The 20,696-nt window shown below is 53.0% G+C and carries 15 protein-coding genes, 4 tRNA genes and 1 rRNA gene; 17 read left to right on the forward strand and 3 right to left on the reverse strand.

The features are described 5' to 3' along the window. The 3 genes from rrf (at position 1) to birA (ending at position 2,519) form a co-directional block, all read left to right on the forward strand. Positions 1-105: ribosomal RNA gene (rrf, locus tag A1WC_RS24415) — 5S ribosomal RNA — on the forward strand. A gap of 426 nt (positions 106-531) precedes the next feature. Continuing rightward, complete coding sequence (murB, locus tag A1WC_RS24410) at positions 532-1,560, forward strand: UDP-N-acetylmuramate dehydrogenase (protein ID WP_016160085.1); 1,029 nt, start codon at positions 532-534, stop codon at positions 1,558-1,560. Continuing rightward, positions 1,557-2,519, forward strand: coding sequence for a bifunctional biotin--[acetyl-CoA-carboxylase] ligase/biotin operon repressor BirA (gene birA, locus A1WC_RS24405; RefSeq protein ID WP_008808010.1), 963 nt, complete (start codon positions 1,557-1,559; stop codon positions 2,517-2,519). Before murB ends, birA begins: the two co-directional genes overlap by 4 nt. Positions 2,520-2,545: 26 nt before the next feature. Here birA and coaA read toward each other — a convergent pair whose 3' ends face one another. Further along, the gene (gene coaA / locus A1WC_RS24400; protein ID WP_012543215.1) at positions 2,546-3,496 is read right to left on the reverse strand and encodes a type I pantothenate kinase; all 951 of its coding nucleotides are present in this window, start codon (positions 3,494-3,496) and stop codon (positions 2,546-2,548) included. A 418-nt stretch (positions 3,497-3,914) separates the two neighbouring features. On the opposite strand from coaA, the gene A1WC_RS24395 reads away from it, so the two are divergent. The 14 genes from A1WC_RS24395 to dcuB all read left to right on the forward strand — a co-directional run bounded on the left by A1WC_RS24395 (position 3,915) and on the right by dcuB (position 19,955). Then, a tRNA-Thr gene (locus A1WC_RS24395) sits at positions 3,915-3,990 on the forward strand. A 10-nt stretch (positions 3,991-4,000) separates the two neighbouring features. Next, positions 4,001-4,085: transfer RNA gene (locus A1WC_RS24390), tRNA-Tyr, on the forward strand. Positions 4,086-4,200: 115 nt separating this feature from the next. Next, positions 4,201-4,275, forward strand: a tRNA-Gly gene (locus tag A1WC_RS24385). Positions 4,276-4,280: 5 nt separating this feature from the next. Then, a tRNA-Thr gene (locus A1WC_RS24380) sits at positions 4,281-4,356 on the forward strand. 115 nt (positions 4,357-4,471) lie between these two features. Next, positions 4,472-5,656, forward strand: coding sequence for an elongation factor Tu (tuf, locus tag A1WC_RS24375; RefSeq protein ID WP_012540432.1), 1,185 nt, complete (start codon positions 4,472-4,474; stop codon positions 5,654-5,656). Positions 5,657-5,994: 338 nt separating this feature from the next. Beyond that, complete coding sequence (gene secE / locus A1WC_RS24370; protein WP_016160087.1) at positions 5,995-6,378, forward strand: preprotein translocase subunit SecE; 384 nt, start codon at positions 5,995-5,997, stop codon at positions 6,376-6,378. Between the two features lies 1 nt (position 6,379). Next, on the forward strand, positions 6,380-6,925 hold the full coding sequence (gene nusG / locus A1WC_RS24365; protein WP_007665882.1) for a transcription termination/antitermination protein NusG: 546 nt from the start codon (positions 6,380-6,382) through the stop codon (positions 6,923-6,925). 156 nt (positions 6,926-7,081) lie between these two features. Then, a complete protein-coding gene (rplK, locus tag A1WC_RS24360; protein ID WP_008808007.1) occupies positions 7,082-7,510 on the forward strand; it encodes a 50S ribosomal protein L11 in 429 nt (142 codons plus the stop codon). A 3-nt stretch (positions 7,511-7,513) separates the two neighbouring features. Continuing rightward, positions 7,514-8,218, forward strand: coding sequence for a 50S ribosomal protein L1 (gene rplA / locus A1WC_RS24355; protein ID WP_008808006.1), 705 nt, complete (start codon positions 7,514-7,516; stop codon positions 8,216-8,218). A gap of 413 nt (positions 8,219-8,631) precedes the next feature. Then, the gene (gene rplJ / locus A1WC_RS24350; RefSeq protein ID WP_001207203.1) at positions 8,632-9,129 is read left to right on the forward strand and encodes a 50S ribosomal protein L10; all 498 of its coding nucleotides are present in this window, start codon (positions 8,632-8,634) and stop codon (positions 9,127-9,129) included. Positions 9,130-9,195: 66 nt separating this feature from the next. Continuing rightward, the gene (gene rplL / locus A1WC_RS24345) at positions 9,196-9,561 is read left to right on the forward strand and encodes a 50S ribosomal protein L7/L12 (protein ID WP_002884142.1); all 366 of its coding nucleotides are present in this window, start codon (positions 9,196-9,198) and stop codon (positions 9,559-9,561) included. 324 nt (positions 9,562-9,885) lie between these two features. Then, on the forward strand, positions 9,886-13,914 hold the full coding sequence (rpoB, locus tag A1WC_RS24340) for a DNA-directed RNA polymerase subunit beta (protein WP_008808005.1): 4,029 nt from the start codon (positions 9,886-9,888) through the stop codon (positions 13,912-13,914). A 76-nt stretch (positions 13,915-13,990) separates the two neighbouring features. Continuing rightward, positions 13,991-18,214, forward strand: coding sequence for a DNA-directed RNA polymerase subunit beta' (gene rpoC, locus A1WC_RS24335; RefSeq protein WP_008808004.1), 4,224 nt, complete (start codon positions 13,991-13,993; stop codon positions 18,212-18,214). Positions 18,215-18,614: 400 nt separating this feature from the next. Then, positions 18,615-19,955, forward strand: coding sequence for an anaerobic C4-dicarboxylate transporter DcuB (gene dcuB, locus A1WC_RS24330; protein ID WP_016160088.1), 1,341 nt, complete (start codon positions 18,615-18,617; stop codon positions 19,953-19,955). Positions 19,956-19,998: 43 nt separating this feature from the next. On the opposite strand, the gene A1WC_RS24325 is transcribed toward dcuB, so the two are convergent. Then, positions 19,999-20,316 (reverse strand): PTS lactose/cellobiose transporter subunit IIA, encoded by a 318-nt coding sequence (locus A1WC_RS24325; protein WP_008808002.1) that lies wholly within the window; start codon positions 20,314-20,316, stop codon positions 19,999-20,001. A 3-nt stretch (positions 20,317-20,319) separates the two neighbouring features. Then, complete coding sequence (locus A1WC_RS24320) at positions 20,320-20,625, reverse strand: PTS sugar transporter subunit IIB (RefSeq protein ID WP_002884150.1); 306 nt, start codon at positions 20,623-20,625, stop codon at positions 20,320-20,322. Positions 20,626-20,696: the final 71 nt, after the last annotated feature.

The raw sequence follows: 20,696 nt of genomic DNA on the forward strand, positions 1-20,696 counted from the left end.
TAGCGCGGTGGTCCCACCTGACCCCATGCCGAACTCAGAAGTGAAACGCCGTAGCGCCGATGGTAGTGTGGGGTCTCCCCATGTGAGAGTAGGGAACTGCCAGGCATCAAACAAAGCAGAAAGCTCAGTCGAAAGACTGAGCTTTTTGTTTTGTCTGTTGTCTGTCGGTGAGCGCTGTCCTGAGGAGGACAAATCCGCCGGGAGCGGATTTGAACGTTGCGCAGCAACGGCCCGGAGGGTGGCGGGCAGGACGCCCGCCATAAACTGCCAGGCATCAAACAAGTAAAAAGCCCATCCTTACGGATGGGCTTTTTGCGTTTCTGTGGTCCGGCAACCGTGCCGGTATGTCTCCCCGGTGGCGCTGCGCTTACCGGGGCTACGGATTCGCACCCGCCCTGCACGACCTGTAGCCCGGACCGGTACACCGCATCATTACCGGTAACGCCCCCAATATCACTGCCCCTGCAATCAGGCAAGCCTTCCCCCGCCAGATACGGTAAACTAACGCCGATTTTGCATCAGGAAGCCACTATGAACCACTCCCTCAAACCCTGGAATACCTTTGGCATTGAGCGCTCCGCCAGGACGATTGTACGCGCCGAAACTGAGCAGCAGTTATTAAGCGCCTGGCAAACTGCTGTCGCGGCAGGCGAACCCACGCTGATCCTTGGGGAAGGTAGTAATGTCCTGTTTCTGAACGACTATGCCGGTACGGTGATCCTCAACCGAATTATGGGGATCGAGGTGAGCGAAACGCCGGAAGCCTGGTGCTTGCACGTCGGCGCCGGCGAAAACTGGCATCAATTGGTGCAGTTCACGCTACAGCATGCGATGCCAGGTCTGGAAAATTTGGCATTGATCCCTGGCTGCGCAGGATCTTCGCCGATCCAGAATATTGGCGCCTACGGTGTCGAGCTCCAGCGGGTTTGCAACTATGTGGACTGCATTGAGCTGGAAACGGGTCGTAAGCAGCGTCTTTCAGCGGCGGAATGCCGTTTCGGCTACCGTGACAGTATCTTTAAACATGAATACCAGGATCGCTACGCCATCGTCGCGATTGGTTTAACGTTAGCGAAAGCATGGCAGCCTGTACTGAGTTACGGTGATTTAACGCGTCTTGATCCACAGACCGTCACCCCGCAGCAGGTATTCGATTCCGTTTGTCATATGCGAATGACTAAGTTGCCGGATCCCAAGATTAACGGCAATGCCGGAAGTTTCTTTAAGAATCCGATCGTCAGCGCTCAGGTTGCTGAAGCGCTGCTGGCGCAATTCCCCCAGGCGCCGCATTATCCGCAGGCAAACGGCACCGTCAAGCTGGCCGCGGGCTGGTTAATCGATCAATGTCAGCTCAAAGGGCAACGCATTGGCGGCGCGGCCGTCCATCGACAACAGGCCCTGGTACTCATTAATGAAGATCGAGCGACCAGCGAGGACGTGGTAAAACTAGCCCATTACGTTCGCCAGCAGGTGGGTGAGAAATTCGATGTATGGCTTCAGCCCGAGGTGCGCTTCATTGGAACGCATGGTGAAGTCAACGCAGAGGAGAGCATTGCGTGAAAGACCATACTATTCCCTTAACGTTGATTTCTATCCTCGCTGATGGCGAGTTCCACTCAGGTGAACAGCTTGGTGAGCAGTTAGGTATGAGCCGGGCGGCGATTAATAAGCATATCCAGACCTTACGCGACTGGGGCGTCGATGTGTTTACAGTGCCAGGCAAGGGTTACAGCCTGCCGGAGCCCATTCATCTGTTGGATGAGAAAAAGATTTCCCAACAGATTGAACATGGCCGAGTGACGGTTCTCCCCGTGATTGACTCCACTAACCAGTATTTACTGGACAGGCTTGATGAGCTGACATCCGGGGATGCCTGTGTAGCTGAATATCAGCAGGCAGGGCGAGGACGGCGAGGTAGAAAATGGTTCTCGCCCTTTGGCGCCAATCTTTATCTCTCGATGTACTGGCGCCTGGAGCAGGGGCCGGCGGCGGCTATTGGACTCAGCCTGGTGATTGGTATCGTGATCGCTGAAGTTCTGCAGCAGCTCGGAGCCGATCAGGTTCGTGTGAAATGGCCAAACGATATTTACCTGCAAGATCGTAAACTGTCAGGGATCCTCGTGGAACTGACCGGGAAAACGGGTGATGCTGCACAAATCGTTAGTGGCGCGGGTATCAATCTTGTGATGCGTCGCGTGGAGTCTGACGTGGTCAATCAGGGGTGGATAAGCCTTCAGGAGGCGGGGGTTGTCATCGACCGCAACCTCCTCGCCGCGCGCCTGATTAAAGAGCTACGTCTGGGCCTGGAACTGTTCGAGCAGGAAGGGTTAGCGCCCTATCTGCCGCGCTGGGAGAAACTGGATAACTTTATTCATCGCCCGGTAAAACTCATTATCGGTGATAAAGAAATCTATGGAATTTCCCGGGGCATTGATGCGCAAGGCGCACTATTGCTGGAACAGGATGGGGTGATAAAAGCCTGGGTTGGCGGTGAAATATCATTGCGCAGCGCAGAATAAAAAAGGGAGCTTCGGCTCCCTTTGCTTTATTTACGTAAGCGTACTTGATTCACAGAATGATTGGCGCTTTTGGTCATGATCAGGCTGGCACGTTCGCGGGTTGGAAGGATGTTTTCTTTAAGATTCATTAAGTTAATCTCGTTCCATAGCGAGGTGGCAATATCCACCGCCTCTTCCTTCGACAGCTTAGCGTAATTGTGGAAGTAGGAGTCAGGATCGGTAAACGCCCCTTCTCGGAATTTGAGAAAACGGTTGATATACCAGCTTTTCAGTAATTCTTCCGGGGCATCGACATAAATAGAAAAATCGACAAAATCGGATACAAATACATGATGAGGATCGTGCGGATAATCCATTCCACTTTGCAGAACGTTGAGTCCCTCAAGAATTAAAATATCCGGCTGCGCGACGGTTTTATCGCCGTCGGGAATAACATCATAAATCAGATGGGAATAAACCGGCGCGGTTGCCTGCGGTACACCTGATTTAAGATCGGAGACAAACTTCACCAGTCGATGCATATCATAGGACTGCGGGAAGCCTTTCTTCTTCATTAATCCGCGTTCTTTCAATACTGAGTTAGGGTGCAAAAAACCGTCAGTAGTGATGAGTTCAACATGGCGGTGCTCCGGCCAACGGCTAAGCAAGGCCTGCAGTACACGCGCGGTGGTGCTTTTCCCCACCGCAACGCTGCCAGCGATGCTGATGATATAGGGAATGCGTTGACCGTTGGTGCCAAGAAATTGTTCGAGAACAGCCTGACGACGCAGGTTAGAACTGATATAGAAGTTGAGCAAACGCGACAGCGGCAAATAGATCTCGGCAACCTCTTCCAGAGAGAGATCTTCGTTGATGCCTTTTAACCGCGTGATTTCATCCTCGGTTAACGTCATCGGGACAGAATCACGAAGTGCAGCCCATTGGTGGCGGTTAAATTGTAGGTACGGTGTCATTAACGTCTGCTCTTTTTGGCTCATAAGCATGTTCTTACCATCGCCGTATACGTTGAAACGGCGATGCTTCACACGAGTTAATCAGGACAATGGGCAGGAGGGTAACACCAGATTGCCGGGAATAATAAGAAAAAAACTCATTGAATGCTGCTTTCTCGCGCCAGCATCACAAGAGAGGAATAAGTTTCTTATTCGTAGTAAACCAGCAGGATAGTGCTAACGGCCCGTTACCTTTCTGTCAGTCGTCCGCATACATCCTGGGCATCAGCGGGTGACTGGAACCGCTCCTGATGAGCTGGATTGCTGGCGAATATTTGCACTGCCCTGTTTGAAATTACACCGTTTTTTCGTGTAAGAGCACAAAATGTGAGCAAGAGAACGTTTTATGCAAATTTTTAGTTGCATGAACTCGCTCCTCTCCCTAGAATGCGCGCTACTTGATGCCGACTTAGCTCAGTAGGTAGAGCAACTGACTTGTAATCAGTAGGTCACCAGTTCGATTCCGGTAGTCGGCACCATAACAATTTGGGTGGGGTTCCCGAGCGGCCAAAGGGAGCAGACTGTAAATCTGCCGTCATCGACTTCGAAGGTTCGAATCCTTCCCCCACCACCACTTTCTGGCGACGCTTTGCGTAGCCGGAGTTGGTTGGGTAAACTAATCAGCTCAATACTAAAGAGAGCAGTCTCTTTAGTATTACAGAAAGAACTGGGTAGCCGAGTTTCAGGATGCGGGCATCGTATAATGGCTATTACCTCAGCCTTCCAAGCTGATGATGCGGGTTCGATTCCCGCTGCCCGCTCCAGACGTGCTGATATGGCTCAGTTGGTAGAGCGCACCCTTGGTAAGGGTGAGGTCCCCAGTTCGACTCTGGGTATCAGCACCACTTCTTTTCTCTCCTTCCCTGTTTCTCTTCTGTTATTTTCATTCAACAAGTCGGGCATGTTGCCTGGTTGATGTGGTGATATCACCGATTTATCCGTGTCTTAGAGGGACAATCGATGTCTAAAGAAAAGTTTGAACGTACAAAACCGCACGTTAACGTCGGTACTATCGGCCACGTTGACCATGGTAAAACAACGCTGACCGCTGCCATCACTACCGTTCTGGCTAAAACCTACGGTGGTTCTGCTCGTGCATTCGACCAGATCGATAACGCACCGGAAGAAAAAGCTCGTGGTATCACCATCAACACCTCTCACGTTGAATATGACACCCCGACTCGCCACTACGCGCACGTAGACTGCCCGGGCCACGCCGACTATGTTAAAAACATGATCACCGGTGCTGCGCAGATGGACGGCGCGATCCTGGTTGTTGCTGCGACTGACGGCCCGATGCCGCAGACTCGTGAGCACATCCTGCTGGGTCGTCAGGTAGGCGTTCCGTATATCATCGTGTTCCTGAACAAATGCGACATGGTTGATGACGAAGAGCTGCTGGAACTGGTTGAGATGGAAGTTCGTGAACTGCTGTCTCAGTACGATTTCCCGGGCGACGACACTCCGATCGTTCGTGGTTCTGCTCTGAAAGCGCTGGAAGGCGACGCAGAGTGGGAAGCGAAAATCATCGAACTGGCTGGCCACCTGGATACCTATATCCCGGAACCAGAGCGTGCGATTGACAAGCCGTTCCTGCTGCCGATCGAAGACGTATTCTCCATCTCCGGTCGTGGTACCGTTGTTACCGGTCGTGTAGAGCGCGGTATCATCAAAGTCGGTGAAGAAGTTGAAATCGTTGGTATCAAAGACACCGCGAAGACCACCTGTACTGGCGTTGAAATGTTCCGCAAACTGCTGGACGAAGGCCGTGCTGGTGAGAACGTTGGTGTTCTGCTGCGTGGTATCAAACGTGAAGAAATCGAACGTGGTCAGGTACTGGCTAAGCCGGGCAGCATCAAGCCGCACACCAAGTTCGAATCTGAAGTGTACATCCTGTCCAAAGACGAAGGCGGCCGTCATACTCCGTTCTTCAAAGGCTACCGTCCGCAGTTCTACTTCCGTACTACTGACGTGACTGGCACCATCGAACTGCCGGAAGGCGTAGAGATGGTTATGCCGGGCGACAACATCAAAATGGTTGTTACCCTGATCCACCCGATCGCGATGGACGATGGTCTGCGTTTCGCAATCCGTGAAGGCGGTCGTACCGTTGGCGCGGGCGTGGTTGCTAAAGTTCTCGGCTAATCGCTGATAACATTTGACGCAATGCGCAATAAAAGGGCATCATTTGATGCCCTTTTTGCACGCTTTCATACCAGAACCTGGCTCATCAGTGATTTTTTTTGTCATAATCATTGCTGAGACAGGCTCTGAAGAGGGCGTTTATACACCAAACCATTCGAGCGGTAGCGCGACGGCAAGTCAGCGTTCTCCTTTGCAATAGCAGGGAAGAGGCGCCAGAACCGCCAGCGTTGAAGCAGTTTGAACGCGTTCAGTGTATAATCCGAAACTTAATTTCGGTTTGGATCGCCTCGCCCCCGCGGGGTGAAATTGTTTGTAGAATACTTCTGACAGGTTGGTTTATGAGTGCGAATACCGAAGCTCAAGGGAGCGGGCGCGGCCTGGAAGCGATGAAGTGGATTATCGTTGCCGTGCTGCTGATCGTGGCGATCGTGGGCAACTTCCTTTATCGCGACATTATGCTGGCGGTGCGTGCGCTGGCCGTGGTTATTCTTATTGCTGCTGCCGGTGGCGTCGCGCTGTTGACGACGAAAGGTAAGGTGACCGTTGCTTTTGCTCGCGAAGCGCGAACTGAAGTGCGTAAAGTGATTTGGCCGACTCGCCAGGAAACGCTGCATACTACGCTGATTGTTGCTGCCGTGACTGCAGTAATGTCACTGATCCTGTGGGGACTGGATGGTATTCTGGTTCGCCTGGTCTCCTTTATCACTGGCCTGAGGTTCTGAGATGTCTGAAGCTCCTAAAAAGCGCTGGTACGTCGTTCAGGCGTTTTCCGGTTTTGAAGGTCGCGTAGCTACTTCGCTGCGTGAACATATCAAATTACACAACATGGAAGAGTTGTTTGGCGAAGTCATGGTTCCAACCGAAGAAGTGGTTGAAATCCGTGGCGGCCAGCGTCGCAAAAGCGAACGTAAATTCTTCCCAGGCTACGTTCTGGTTCAAATGGTCATGAACGACGCGAGCTGGCACCTGGTGCGCAGCGTACCGCGTGTGATGGGCTTCATCGGCGGTACTTCCGACCGTCCGGCGCCGATCAGCGACAAAGAAGTCGATGCCATCATGAACCGCCTGCAGCAGGTTGGCGATAAGCCGCGTCCGAAAACGCTGTTTGAGCCGGGCGAAATGGTTCGTGTCAACGATGGTCCGTTCGCTGACTTTAACGGCGTCGTTGAAGAAGTGGACTATGAGAAGTCCCGCCTGAAAGTTTCTGTTTCTATCTTCGGTCGTGCGACGCCGGTAGAACTGGACTTCGGTCAGGTTGAGAAGGCGTAAGCCGGCGATCAAAAAAGCAGCGATTTAATCGTTGCATAGGGCGCGAAATTGGCATACAATTTCGCGCCTTTTGTTTTTATGGGCCTGGCCCGTAAAACGATGTTTAATCACGGGGAGCTTCTCTGAAGCGTTAATACCCAATTTGAGGATTTAAGAATGGCTAAGAAAGTACAAGCCTACGTCAAGCTGCAGGTTGCAGCTGGTATGGCAAACCCGAGTCCGCCGGTTGGTCCAGCACTGGGTCAGCAGGGCGTTAACATCATGGAATTCTGCAAAGCGTTCAACGCAAAAACTGAATCCATGGAAAAAGGTCTGCCAATCCCGGTTGTTATCACCGTTTACGCTGACCGTTCTTTCACTTTCGTTACCAAAACCCCGCCGGCAGCAGTTCTGCTGAAAAAAGCGGCTGGTATCAAGTCCGGCTCTGGTAAGCCGAACAAAGATAAAGTGGGTAAAATTTCCCGCGCTCAGCTGCAGGAAATCGCGCAGACCAAAGCTGCCGACATGACTGGTGCCGACATTGAAGCGATGACTCGCTCCATCGAAGGTACTGCACGTTCCATGGGCCTGGTAGTGGAGGACTAAGAAATGGCTAAACTGACCAAGCGCATGTCCGTGATCCGTGACAAAGTTGATGCAACTAAACAGTATGACATCAACGAAGCCATCTCTCTGCTGAAAGAACTGGCTACTGCTAAGTTCGTTGAAAGCGTTGACGTTGCTGTAAACCTGGGCATCGATGCTCGTAAATCTGACCAGAACGTACGTGGTGCAACTGTACTGCCGCACGGTACTGGCCGTTCTGTTCGCGTTGCCGTATTTGCCCAGGGCGCAAACGCTGAAGCTGCTAAAGCTGCAGGCGCTGAGCTGGTAGGTATGGAAGATCTGGCTGACCAGATCAAGAAAGGCGAAATGAACTTTGACGTTGTTATTGCTTCCCCGGATGCAATGCGCGTTGTTGGCCAGCTGGGCCAGGTTCTGGGTCCGCGCGGCCTGATGCCAAACCCGAAAGTGGGTACCGTAACCCCTAACGTTGCTGAAGCGGTTAAGAACGCTAAAGCAGGTCAGGTTCGTTATCGTAACGACAAAAACGGCATCATCCACACCACCATCGGTAAAGTGGACTTTGACGCTGACAAACTGAAAGAAAACCTGGAAGCTCTGCTGGTTGCGCTGAAAAAAGCAAAACCGACTCAGGCGAAAGGCGTGTACATCAAGAAAGTTAGCATCTCCACCACCATGGGTGCAGGTGTTGCAGTAGATCAGGCTGGCCTGAACGCTTCTGCAAACTAATGCCTTTACGTGGGCGGTGATTTTGTCTACAATCTTACCCCCACGATTCTGTCAATAAGACAGACGCTATGCGAGTCATTTGAATTGCAGCAAGGCAGCAATCGAGTGAATCACCGGGAGTGTAGTTAACTACATGACCGGTGTGAACGAGAGCAGCTAACGCCGCTGCGGTTCGAAGGACGAAATCATAGGAAGAATTTGTTCGTTGGAGCCTGGCCTATCCAGGCCTCCGTCGAAGACCGCAGGTGTTTCGCAAGAAACTTAATCCCCTGCGTAGACGGTGACAGAACGCTAAGATTATTTTTGGATACTCTGGCTTGTTTCTGCTCACCGTATTTAGACGCTCTTTTCGTTGAATTGAGTGAAGTGAGTTCCAGAGCATAAGCTCTGGCAAACATCCAGGAGCAAAGCTAATGGCTTTAAATCTTCAAGACAAACAAGCGATTGTTGCTGAAGTCAGCGAAGTAGCCAAAGGCGCGCTGTCTGCAGTAGTTGCGGATTCCCGTGGCGTAACTGTAGATAAAATGACTGAACTGCGTAAAGCAGGTCGTGAAGCTGGCGTATACATGCGTGTTGTTCGTAACACCCTGCTGCGCCGCGTCGTTGAAGGTACTCAGTTCGAGTGCCTGAAAGACACGTTTGTTGGTCCGACCCTGATTGCATACTCTATGGAACACCCGGGCGCTGCTGCTCGTCTGTTCAAAGAGTTCGCGAAAGCGAATGCAAAATTTGAGGTCAAAGCCGCTGCCTTTGAAGGTGAGCTGATCCCGGCGTCGCAGATCGACCGCCTGGCAACTCTGCCGACCTACGAAGAAGCAATTGCACGCCTGATGGCAACCATGAAAGAAGCTTCGGCTGGCAAACTGGTTCGTACTCTGGCTGCTGTACGCGATGCGAAAGAAGCTGCTTAATCGCAGTTATCTTTATAAAGCATTCGCTTACGTATAAACTTATTCTGATATTCAGGAACAATTTAAATGTCTATCACTAAAGATCAAATCATTGAAGCAGTATCCGCTATGTCCGTAATGGACGTTGTTGAGCTGATCTCTGCAATGGAAGAAAAATTCGGTGTTTCCGCTGCTGCTGCTGTAGCTGTAGCTGCTGGCCCGGTTGAAGCTGCTGAAGAAAAAACTGAATTCGACGTAATTCTGAAAGCTGCTGGCGCTAACAAAGTTGCTGTTATCAAAGCAGTACGTGGCGCAACTGGCCTGGGTCTGAAAGAAGCTAAAGACCTGGTAGAATCTGCTCCGGCTGCACTGAAAGAAGGCATCAGCAAAGACGACGCTGAAGCTCTGAAAAAATCTCTGGAAGAAGCTGGCGCTGAAGTTGAAGTTAAATAAGCCAACCCTTCCGGTTGCAGCCTGAGAAATCAGGCTGAGGCTGGTGACTTTTTAGTCACCAGCCTTTTTGCGCTGTAAGGCGCCAGTAGCATTTCACACTGTTTGACTGCTGGTTTGCCTGACAATGCTTGTTTCTATCGACGACTTAATATACTGCGACAGGTTAGGGTTCCTGGGCTGTGTAAATCGCAACGAAATGGTTTAAGCGTGATAGCAACAGGTATTGCGGAAAGTGTTCCATTTTCCGGTCAACAAAATAGTGTTGCATAAAAAACTGCCTTACTTAGGCAGACGGGTCGACTTGTCAGCGAGCTGAGGAACCCTATGGTTTACTCCTATACCGAGAAAAAACGTATTCGTAAGGATTTTGGTAAACGTCCACAAGTTCTGGACATACCTTATCTCCTTTCTATCCAGCTTGATTCGTTCCAGAAGTTTATCGAGCAAGATCCTGAAGGGCAGTATGGTCTGGAAGCAGCCTTCCGTTCCGTATTCCCGATTCAGAGCTACAGCGGTAATTCAGAGCTGCAATACGTCAGCTACCGTCTGGGCGAACCTGTTTTTGATGTTAAAGAATGTCAGATCCGTGGCGTGACTTATTCTGCACCGCTGCGCGTAAAACTGCGTCTGGTGATCTACGAGCGCGAAGCGCCGGAAGGCACCGTTAAAGACATCAAAGAACAAGAAGTCTACATGGGCGAAATCCCGCTCATGACCGACAACGGTACCTTTGTTATCAACGGTACCGAGCGTGTTATCGTTTCTCAGCTGCACCGTAGCCCGGGCGTCTTCTTTGACAGTGACAAAGGTAAGACCCACTCCTCCGGTAAGGTCCTGTATAACGCACGTATCATCCCTTACCGCGGTTCCTGGCTGGACTTCGAATTCGACCCGAAAGACAACCTGTTCGTTCGTATCGACCGTCGTCGTAAACTGCCGGCAACCATCATTCTGCGCGCGCTGAATTACACCACTGAGCAGATCCTTGACCTGTTCTTCGAGAAAGTGGTCTTTGAAATTCGCGACAACAAGCTGCAGATGGAGCTGGTACCGGAGCGTCTGCGCGGTGAAACCGCCTCCTTCGATATCGAAGCCAACGGTAAAGTGTACGTTGAGAAAGGCCGTCGTATTACTGCGCGCCACATTCGCCAGCTGGAAAAAGACGATATCAAACATATCGAAGTTCCGGTTGAGTACATCGCGGGTAAAGTTGCTTCTAAAGACTACATCGACGAAGCGACCGGCGAACTGATCTGCCCGGCGAACATGGAGCTGAGCCTGGATCTGCTGGCTAAACTGAGCCAGTCCGGCCACAAGCGTATCGAAACGCTGTTCACCAACGATCTGGACCACGGTCCGTACATTTCTGAAACGGTACGCGTCGACCCGACCAACGATCGTCTGAGCGCGCTGGTAGAAATCTACCGCATGATGCGCCCTGGTGAGCCGCCGACTCGCGAAGCGGCTGAAAGCCTGTTTGAGAACCTGTTCTTCTCCGAAGACCGCTACGATCTGTCCGCGGTTGGTCGTATGAAGTTCAACCGTTCTCTGCTGCGCGACGAAATCGAAGGTTCCGGTATCCTGAGCAAAGACGACATCATCGAAGTGATGAAGAAGCTCATCGATATCCGTAACGGTAAAGGCGAAGTCGATGATATCGACCACCTCGGCAACCGTCGTATCCGTTCCGTTGGCGAAATGGCGGAAAACCAGTTCCGCGTTGGCCTGGTACGTGTAGAGCGTGCGGTTAAAGAGCGTCTGTCTCTGGGCGATCTGGATACCCTGATGCCTCAGGATATGATCAACGCCAAGCCGATTTCCGCAGCAGTGAAAGAGTTCTTTGGTTCCAGCCAGCTGTCCCAGTTTATGGACCAGAACAACCCGCTGTCTGAGATTACGCACAAACGTCGTATCTCCGCACTCGGCCCAGGCGGTCTGACCCGTGAACGCGCAGGCTTCGAAGTTCGAGACGTACACCCGACGCACTACGGTCGCGTATGTCCAATCGAAACGCCTGAAGGTCCGAACATCGGTCTGATCAACTCCCTTTCCGTGTACGCACAGACTAACGAATACGGTTTCCTTGAGACCCCGTATCGTAAAGTGACCGACGGTGTGGTTACCGATGAAATTCACTACCTGTCTGCTATCGAAGAAGGCAACTACGTTATTGCTCAGGCGAACTCCAACCTGGACGAAAACGGCCACTTCGTAGAAGATCTGGTTACCTGCCGTAGCAAAGGCGAATCCAGCTTGTTCAGCCGCGACCAGGTTGACTACATGGACGTATCCACCCAGCAGGTGGTATCCGTCGGTGCGTCCCTGATCCCGTTCCTGGAGCACGATGACGCCAACCGTGCATTGATGGGTGCGAACATGCAACGTCAGGCGGTTCCGACTCTGCGCGCTGATAAGCCGCTGGTTGGTACCGGTATGGAACGTGCTGTTGCCGTTGACTCCGGTGTTACTGCGGTGGCTAAACGTGGCGGTACCGTTCAGTACGTGGATGCTTCCCGTATCGTTATCAAAGTTAACGAAGACGAGATGTACCCGGGCGAAGCAGGTATCGACATCTATAACCTGACCAAGTACACCCGTTCTAACCAGAACACCTGCATCAACCAGATGCCTTGCGTGTCCCTGGGCGAACCCATTGAGCGCGGCGACGTGCTGGCCGACGGCCCGTCCACCGACCTTGGTGAACTGGCGCTGGGTCAGAACATGCGCGTAGCGTTCATGCCGTGGAACGGCTACAACTTCGAAGACTCCATCCTCGTCTCCGAGCGTGTTGTTCAGGAAGACCGTTTCACCACCATCCACATTCAGGAACTGGCGTGCGTGTCCCGTGACACCAAGCTGGGGCCGGAAGAGATCACCGCTGACATCCCGAACGTGGGTGAAGCTGCGCTCTCTAAACTGGATGAGTCCGGTATCGTTTATATCGGCGCGGAAGTGACCGGCGGCGACATTCTGGTTGGTAAGGTAACGCCGAAAGGTGAAACCCAGCTGACGCCGGAAGAGAAACTGCTGCGTGCGATCTTCGGTGAGAAAGCGTCTGACGTTAAAGACTCTTCTCTGCGCGTACCGAACGGTGTCTCTGGTACCGTTATCGACGTTCAGGTCTTTACCCGTGATGGCGTAGAAAAAGACAAACGTGCGCTGGAAATCGAAGAGATGCAGCTGAAGCAGGCGAAGAAAGACCTGTCTGAAGAACTGCAGATCCTCGAAGCCGGTCTGTTCAGTCGTATCTACGCGGTGCTGGTCTCCGGTGGCGTTGAAGCTGAGAAGCTCGACAAACTGCCGCGCGATCGCTGGCTGGAACTGGGCCTGACCGACGAAGAGAAACAGAATCAGCTGGAGCAACTGGCTGAGCAGTATGACGAACTGAAACACGAGTTCGAGAAAAAACTCGAAGCGAAACGCCGTAAAATCACCCAAGGCGACGATCTGGCACCGGGTGTGCTGAAGATTGTTAAGGTATACCTGGCCGTTAAACGCCGTATCCAGCCTGGTGATAAGATGGCAGGCCGTCACGGTAACAAGGGTGTTATCTCTAAGATCAACCCGATCGAAGATATGCCGCACGATGCTAACGGTACGCCGGTAGATATCGTACTGAACCCGCTGGGCGTACCGTCTCGTATGAACATCGGTCAGATCCTGGAAACTCACCTGGGTATGGCTGCGAAAGGCATCGGCGATAAGATCAACGCCATGCTGAAACAGCAGCAAGAAGTCGCGAAACTGCGCGAATTCATCCAGCGTGCTTACGATCTGGGCGCTGACGTTCGCCAGAAAGTTGACCTGAATACCTTCAGCGATGAAGAAGTTCTGCGTCTGGCTGAAAACCTGCGTAAAGGCATGCCGATCGCAACGCCGGTATTCGACGGTGCGAAAGAAGCTGAAATCAAAGAGCTGCTGCAGCTGGGCGACCTGCCGACTTCCGGTCAGATCACCCTGTTTGACGGCCGCACCGGTGAACAGTTCGAACGTCCGGTAACCGTGGGTTACATGTACATGCTGAAACTGAACCACCTGGTCGACGACAAAATGCACGCTCGTTCCACCGGTTCCTACAGCCTGGTTACTCAGCAGCCGCTGGGTGGTAAGGCGCAGTTCGGTGGTCAGCGCTTCGGTGAGATGGAAGTGTGGGCGCTGGAAGCTTATGGCGCGGCCTACACCCTGCAGGAAATGCTCACCGTTAAGTCTGATGACGTGAACGGTCGTACCAAGATGTATAAAAACATCGTGGACGGCAACCACCAGATGGAACCGGGCATGCCGGAGTCCTTCAACGTACTGTTGAAAGAAATCCGCTCGCTGGGCATCAACATCGAACTGGAAGACGAGTAACTCTCGCTCAAACAGGTCACTGGTGCCGGGATAAAACCCGGCGCCAGATTGTGCTAACTCCGACGGGAGCAAATCCGTGAAAGACTTATTAAAGTTTCTGAAAGCGCAAACTAAAACCGAAGAGTTTGATGCGATCAAAATTGCTCTGGCATCGCCAGACATGATCCGTTCATGGTCTTTCGGTGAAGTTAAAAAGCCGGAAACCATTAACTACCGTACGTTCAAGCCTGAGCGTGACGGTCTGTTCTGTGCTCGTATTTTCGGGCCAGTAAAAGACTATGAGTGCCTGTGCGGTAAGTACAAGCGCCTGAAACACCGCGGTGTGATCTGTGAGAAGTGCGGCGTTGAAGTGACCCAGACTAAAGTGCGTCGTGAGCGCATGGGCCACATCGAGCTGGCATGCCCGACGGCGCACATCTGGTTCCTGAAATCGCTGCCGTCCCGTATCGGCCTGCTGCTGGATATGCCGCTGCGCGATATCGAACGTGTACTGTACTTCGAATCCTACGTGGTTATCGAAGGTGGCATGACCAACCTCGAACGCAACCAGATTCTGACTGAAGAGCAGTACCTGGATGCGCTGGAAGAGTTCGGTGACGAATTCGACGCGAAAATGGGTGCGGAAGCGATCCAGGCGCTGCTGCGCAATATGGATCTGGAGCAGGAATGCGAACAGCTGCGTGAAGAGCTGAACGAAACCAACTCCGAAACCAAGCGTAAAAAGCTGACCAAGCGCATTAAGCTGCTGGAAGCGTTCGTTCAGTCTGGCAACAAGCCGGAATGGATGATCCTGACCGTTCTGCCGGTTCTGCCGCCAGATCTGCGTCCGCTGGTTCCGCTCGATGGCGGCCGTTTTGCGACTTCTGACCTGAACGATCTGTATCGTCGCGTCATTAACCGTAACAACCGTCTGAAACGTCTGCTGGATCTGGCTGCGCCGGACATCATCGTACGCAACGAAAAACGTATGCTGCAGGAAGCGGTTGACGCCCTGCTGGATAACGGCCGTCGCGGTCGTGCGATCACCGGTTCTAACAAACGTCCTCTGAAATCTTTGGCCGATATGATCAAAGGTAAACAGGGTCGTTTCCGTCAGAACCTGCTCGGTAAGCGTGTTGACTACTCCGGTCGTTCTGTTATCACCGTAGGTCCATACCTGCGTCTGCATCAGTGCGGTCTGCCGAAGAAAATGGCGCTGGAGCTGTTCAAACCGTTCATTTACGGCAAGCTGGAACTGCGTGGCCTGGCCACCACCATCAAAGCCGCTAAGAAAATGGTTGAGCGCGAAGAAGCCGTTGTTTGGGATATCCTGGACGAAGTTATCCGCGAACACCCGGTACTGCTGAACCGTGCGCCAACGCTGCACCGTTTAGGTATCCAGGCATTCGAACCGGTTCTGATCGAAGGTAAAGCTATTCAGCTGCACCCGCTGGTTTGTGCGGCCTATAACGCCGACTTCGATGGCGACCAGATGGCTGTTCACGTACCGCTGACGCTGGAAGCCCAGCTGGAAGCGCGTGCGCTGATGATGTCTACCAACAACATCCTGTCCCCGGCGAACGGCGAACCAATCATCGTTCCGTCTCAGGACGTTGTACTGGGTCTGTACTACATGACCCGTGACTGTGTTAACGCCAAAGGCGAAGGCATGGTGCTGACTGGCCCGAAAGAAGCGGAGCGTATTTATCGCGCCGGTCTGGCCTCTCTGCATGCGCGCGTTAAAGTGCGTATCACTGAATACGAAAAAGACGAGAATGGTGAATTCGTCGCGAAGACTAGCCTGAAAGACACGACCGTTGGCCGTGCCATTCTGTGGATGATCGTACCGAAAGGTCTGCCGTTCTCTATCGTGAACCAGGCGCTCGGTAAGAAAGCGATCTCCAAGATGCTGAACACCTGTTACCGTATTCTGGGCCTGAAACCGACCGTTATTTTTGCGGACCAGACGATGTACACCGGCTTTGCTTATGCAGCGCGTTCAGGTGCATCCGTTGGTATCGATGACATGGTCATCCCGGAGAAAAAATACGAAATCATCAGCGAAGCGGAAGCGGAAGTTGCTGAGATTCAGGAACAGTTCCAGTCTGGTCTGGTCACCGCGGGCGAGCGCTACAACAAAGTTATCGATATCTGGGCTGCGGCGAACGATCGTGTATCCAAAGCGATGATGGATAACCTGCAAACCGAAACCGTGATTAACCGTGACGGTCAGGAAGAGCAGCAGGTTTCCTTCAACAGCATCTACATGATGGCCGACTCCGGTGCGCGTGGTTCTGCGGCACAGATTCGTCAGCTGGCTGGTATGCGTGGTCTGATGGCGAAGCCGGATGGCTCGATCATCGAAACGCCGATCACCGCGAACTTCCGTGAAGGTCTGAACGTACTCCAGTACTTCATCTCCACCCACGGTGCGCGTAAAGGTCTGGCGGATACCGCACTGAAGACTGCGAACTCCGGTTACCTGACTCGTCGTCTGGTTGACGTTGCGCAGGACCTGGTTGTCACTGAAGACGACTGCGGCACCCTGGAAGGCATCACCATGACGCCGGTTATCGAAGGTGGCGACGTTAAAGAGCCGCTGCGCGATCGCGTACTGGGTCGTGTGACTGCTGAAGACGTTCTGAAGCCGGGTACCGCGGACATTCTGGTTCCACGCAACACGCTGCTGCATGAGCACTGGTGTGACCTGCTGGAAGAGAACTCCGTTGACTCCGTCAAAGTTCGTTCCGTTGTATCCTGTGACACCGACTTTGGTGTATGTGCGCACTGCTACGGTCGTGACCTGGCGCGTGGCCACCTCATCAACAAAGGTGAGGCTATCGGCGTTATCGCGGCACAGTCCATCGGTGAGCCGGGTACACAGCTGACGATGCGTACGTTCCACATCGGTGGTGCGGCATCTCGTGCGGCTGCTGAATCCAGCATCCAGGTGAAAAACAAAGGTAGCATCCGTCTGAGCAACGCGAAGTCGGTTGTGAACTCCAGCGGTAAACTGGTTATCACCTCTCGTAACACCGAGCTGAAACTGATCGACGAATTCGGTCGTACCAAAGAAAGCTATAAAGTGCCTTACGGCTCCGTTATGGCGAAAGGCGATGGCGAACAGGTTGCCGGCGGTGAAACCGTTGCAAACTGGGATCCGCATACCATGCCGGTTATCACCGAAGTGAGTGGTTTCGTCCGCTTCACTGACATGATCGACGGCCAGACCATTACTCGTCAGACCGACGAGCTGACCGGTCTGTCTTCGCTGGTGGTTCTGGATTCCGCAGAACGTACCTCCGGTGGTAAAGATCTGCGTCCGGCACTGAAAATTGTTGATGCTCAGGGCAACGACGTTCTGATCCCAGGCACCGATATGCCTGCTCAGTACTTCCTGCCGGGTAAAGCGATTGTTCAGCTGGAAGATGGCGTACAGATCAGCTCTGGTGACACCCTGGCGCGTGTTCCGCAGGAATCCGGCGGTACCAAGGACATCACCGGTGGTCTGCCGCGCGTTGCGGATCTGTTCGAAGCTCGTCGTCCGAAAGAGCCGGCAATCCTGGCTGAAATCAGCGGCATCATTTCCTTCGGTAAAGAAACCAAAGGGAAACGTCGTCTGGTTATCACCCCGGTAGACGGTAGCGAACCGTACGAAGAGATGATTCCGAAATGGCGTCAGCTGAACGTGTTCGAAGGCGAACGTGTAGAACGTGGTGACGTGGTTTCCGACGGTCCGGAAGCACCGCACGACATTCTGCGTCTTCGTGGCGTGCACGCGGTAACGCGTTACATCACCAACGAAGTGCAGGACGTTTACCGTCTGCAAGGCGTTAAGATTAACGATAAGCACATTGAAGTTATCGTTCGTCAGATGCTGCGTAAAGCGACCATCGAAAGTGCTGGTAGCTCCGACTTCCTCGAAGGCGAGCAGGTTGAATACTCCCGCGTTAAGATCGCTAACCGCGAGCTTGAAGCGAATGGCAAAGTGGCGGCAACCTATTCCCGCGACCTGCTGGGTATCACCAAAGCGTCTCTGGCAACCGAGTCCTTCATCTCCGCGGCCTCGTTCCAGGAGACCACTCGCGTGCTGACCGAAGCAGCCGTTGCGGGCAAACGCGACGAACTGCGCGGTCTGAAAGAGAACGTCATCGTGGGTCGTCTGATCCCGGCGGGTACCGGTTATGCGTACCACCAGGATCGTATGCGCCGTCGCGCAGCGGGCGAACAGCCAGCTGCCCCGCAGGTGAGCGTAGAAGAAGCGTCTGCCAACCTGGCAGAACTGCTGAACGCAGGCCTGGGCGGTTCTGACAACGATTAATCGTTGATGCACTGCTAAAAAGCCGGTCAGGTTTCCTGACCGGCTTTTTTATTGTTTGTCCGCCGCCTCACCCTCTTCTTTAATTACATTTACGACATATTAACGCCGCATATTTTTAGCAATTAATTCATATAAAATATTCATCCCCCGTTCACTGGAAAAACCTTTGTTTATCTATGGGTAAAAGTTCTACTCATATCAAAAAACAATCAATTCAAAGGCGATATATTCAAAATACCTAATGAATCATGGGATTACTTCTGCTGCTTTATCTTCGGAGCTACGGCTCTGGAGAGGGATCGCCGCATCTCATGCTTCTCCCGATAAGACGCAGAAATAATACCGGCAGGCAGGTGTTGGTCATTTCTTTTGGTCTGAGTGGACAGGCTCTGGGGGCTGCATGGAATTTGCGATACAACTCATTATTATCTTAATTTGTCTGTTTTATGGTGCCCGAAAAGGCGGTATTGCGCTGGGCCTGTTGGGCGGCATCGGTTTGGTTATCCTTGTTTTTGTGTTCCATCTCCAGCCGGGTAAACCGCCGGTTGATGTGATGTTAGTCATCATTGCCGTTGTGGCCGCTTCGGCGACGCTACAGGCGTCCGGCGGGCTGGATGTTATGTTACAGATTGCCGAGAAGCTGCTGCGGCGCAACCCGAAATATGTCTCGATCGTCGCACCTTTCGTCACCTGCACGCTGACCATTCTCTGCGGTACCGGACACGTGGTGTACACGATCCTGCCGATTATCTACGATGTCACCATTAAGAATAACATTCGTCCGGAGCGTCCGATGGCGGCCAGCTCCATAGGTGCCCAGATGGGGATCATCGCCAGCCCGGTCTCGGTAGCGGTGGTGTCGCTGGTGGCGATGCTGGGGAATTTTACCTTTAACGGTAAACACCTGGAATTTCTCGACCTGCTGGCGATAACCATTCCGTCCACGCTGCTGGGGATCCTGGCGATTGGTATCTTCAGCTGGTTCCGTGGCAAAGATCTGGATAAAGACGAAGCCTTCCAGGCGTTTATTGCGGTACCGGAAAATCGCCATTACGTCTATGGCGATACGGCGACGCTGCTGGATAAAAAGCTGCCGACCAGCAACTGGATTGCGATGTGGATCTTCCTTGCTTCCATCGCCGTGGTGGCCTTACTCGGCGCGTTTTCCGAACTGCGTCCGGCCTTCGACGGTAAGCCGCTGTCGATGGTGCTGGTGATCCAGATGTTCATGCTGCTCTCCGGGGCATTGATCATCATCATTACCAAAACCAACCCGGCGTCGATTTCTAAAAATGAGGTTTTCCGTTCGGGAATGATCGCTATCGTCGCGGTATACGGCATCGCGTGGATGGCGGAAACTATGTTCGGCGCGCATATGACCGAGATTAAAGGTGTGCTCGGGGAGATGGTGAAGGAGTACCCGTGGGCTTACGCCATCGTACTGCTGCTGGTTTCGAAGTTTGTGAACTCTCAGGCGGCAGCGCTGGCGGCGATTGTTCCGGTGGCGCTGGCCATCGGCGTCGACCCGGCCTATATCGTGGCTTCCGCGCCGGCCTGCTATGGCTACTATATTCTGCCGACCTACCCAAGCGATCTGGCGGCGATCCAGTTCGACCGTTCAGGGACCACCCATATCGGCCGCTTTGTCATTAACCATAGCTTCATCCTGCCCGGGCTCATCGGCGTCGGTGTCTCCTGCGTGTTTGGCTGGGTATTCGCCGCGATGTATGGTTTTCTTTGAGAGGGGACGGGCGCCGGCAGCGGCGCCCGTTAAATCCGCGAGATTACTGCGCGAGCGGCAGACGACGATAGAGTTCAATCATATCGGTCGCCAGATCCTGAATGACCATGGCGTTCATCAGGTGGTCCTGAGAGTGAACGGTGATCAGGTTGACCGGCAGCTTACCGGTGCCTTCATCCAGGCCGATGAGCTGGGTCTGGATTTTATGCGCATGTTTGACGAACTCATGGGACTCGGCCATGGCCTGCTCGGCTGCCGCAAAGTCACCTTTCCGTGCTAACTGGAGAGCAGTGAGCGCCGCGCTACGTGCGGAACCGGCATTAACCAACAGCTCCATGATGATCGTTTCTAAATCTTCCATCGATTACTCCAGCATCTTCAGGGCTTTATCCAGAACGGCATCGCCTTTCATCATGCCGTAGTCCATCATATCGATCACCGCGACTTTCTTGCCGAATGGATCGGCCAGCGCCTGCAGTTTCGCCTGCTCATATTTCACCTGCGGGCCGAGCAAAATAATGTCGGCGGCGGCCAGGTTATCTTTAAACTCGGCGACCGGGACGGCCTTGATAGAAACCTCAACACCTTTTTTCTGCGCGGCATCTTGCATACGCTGAACCAGCATGCTGGTGGACATACCGGCGGCACAGCACAAAACGATATTCTTCATAGTCAGTGGCCCTTGTGTTCCGTGATGTCTTATCTTTATCGCGGCCCTGGCGATGCGACAACCGCTTTACC

The organism is Klebsiella sp. KTE92 (assembly GCF_000398905.1).
Classification (GTDB): domain Bacteria; phylum Pseudomonadota; class Gammaproteobacteria; order Enterobacterales; family Enterobacteriaceae; genus Klebsiella; species Klebsiella variicola.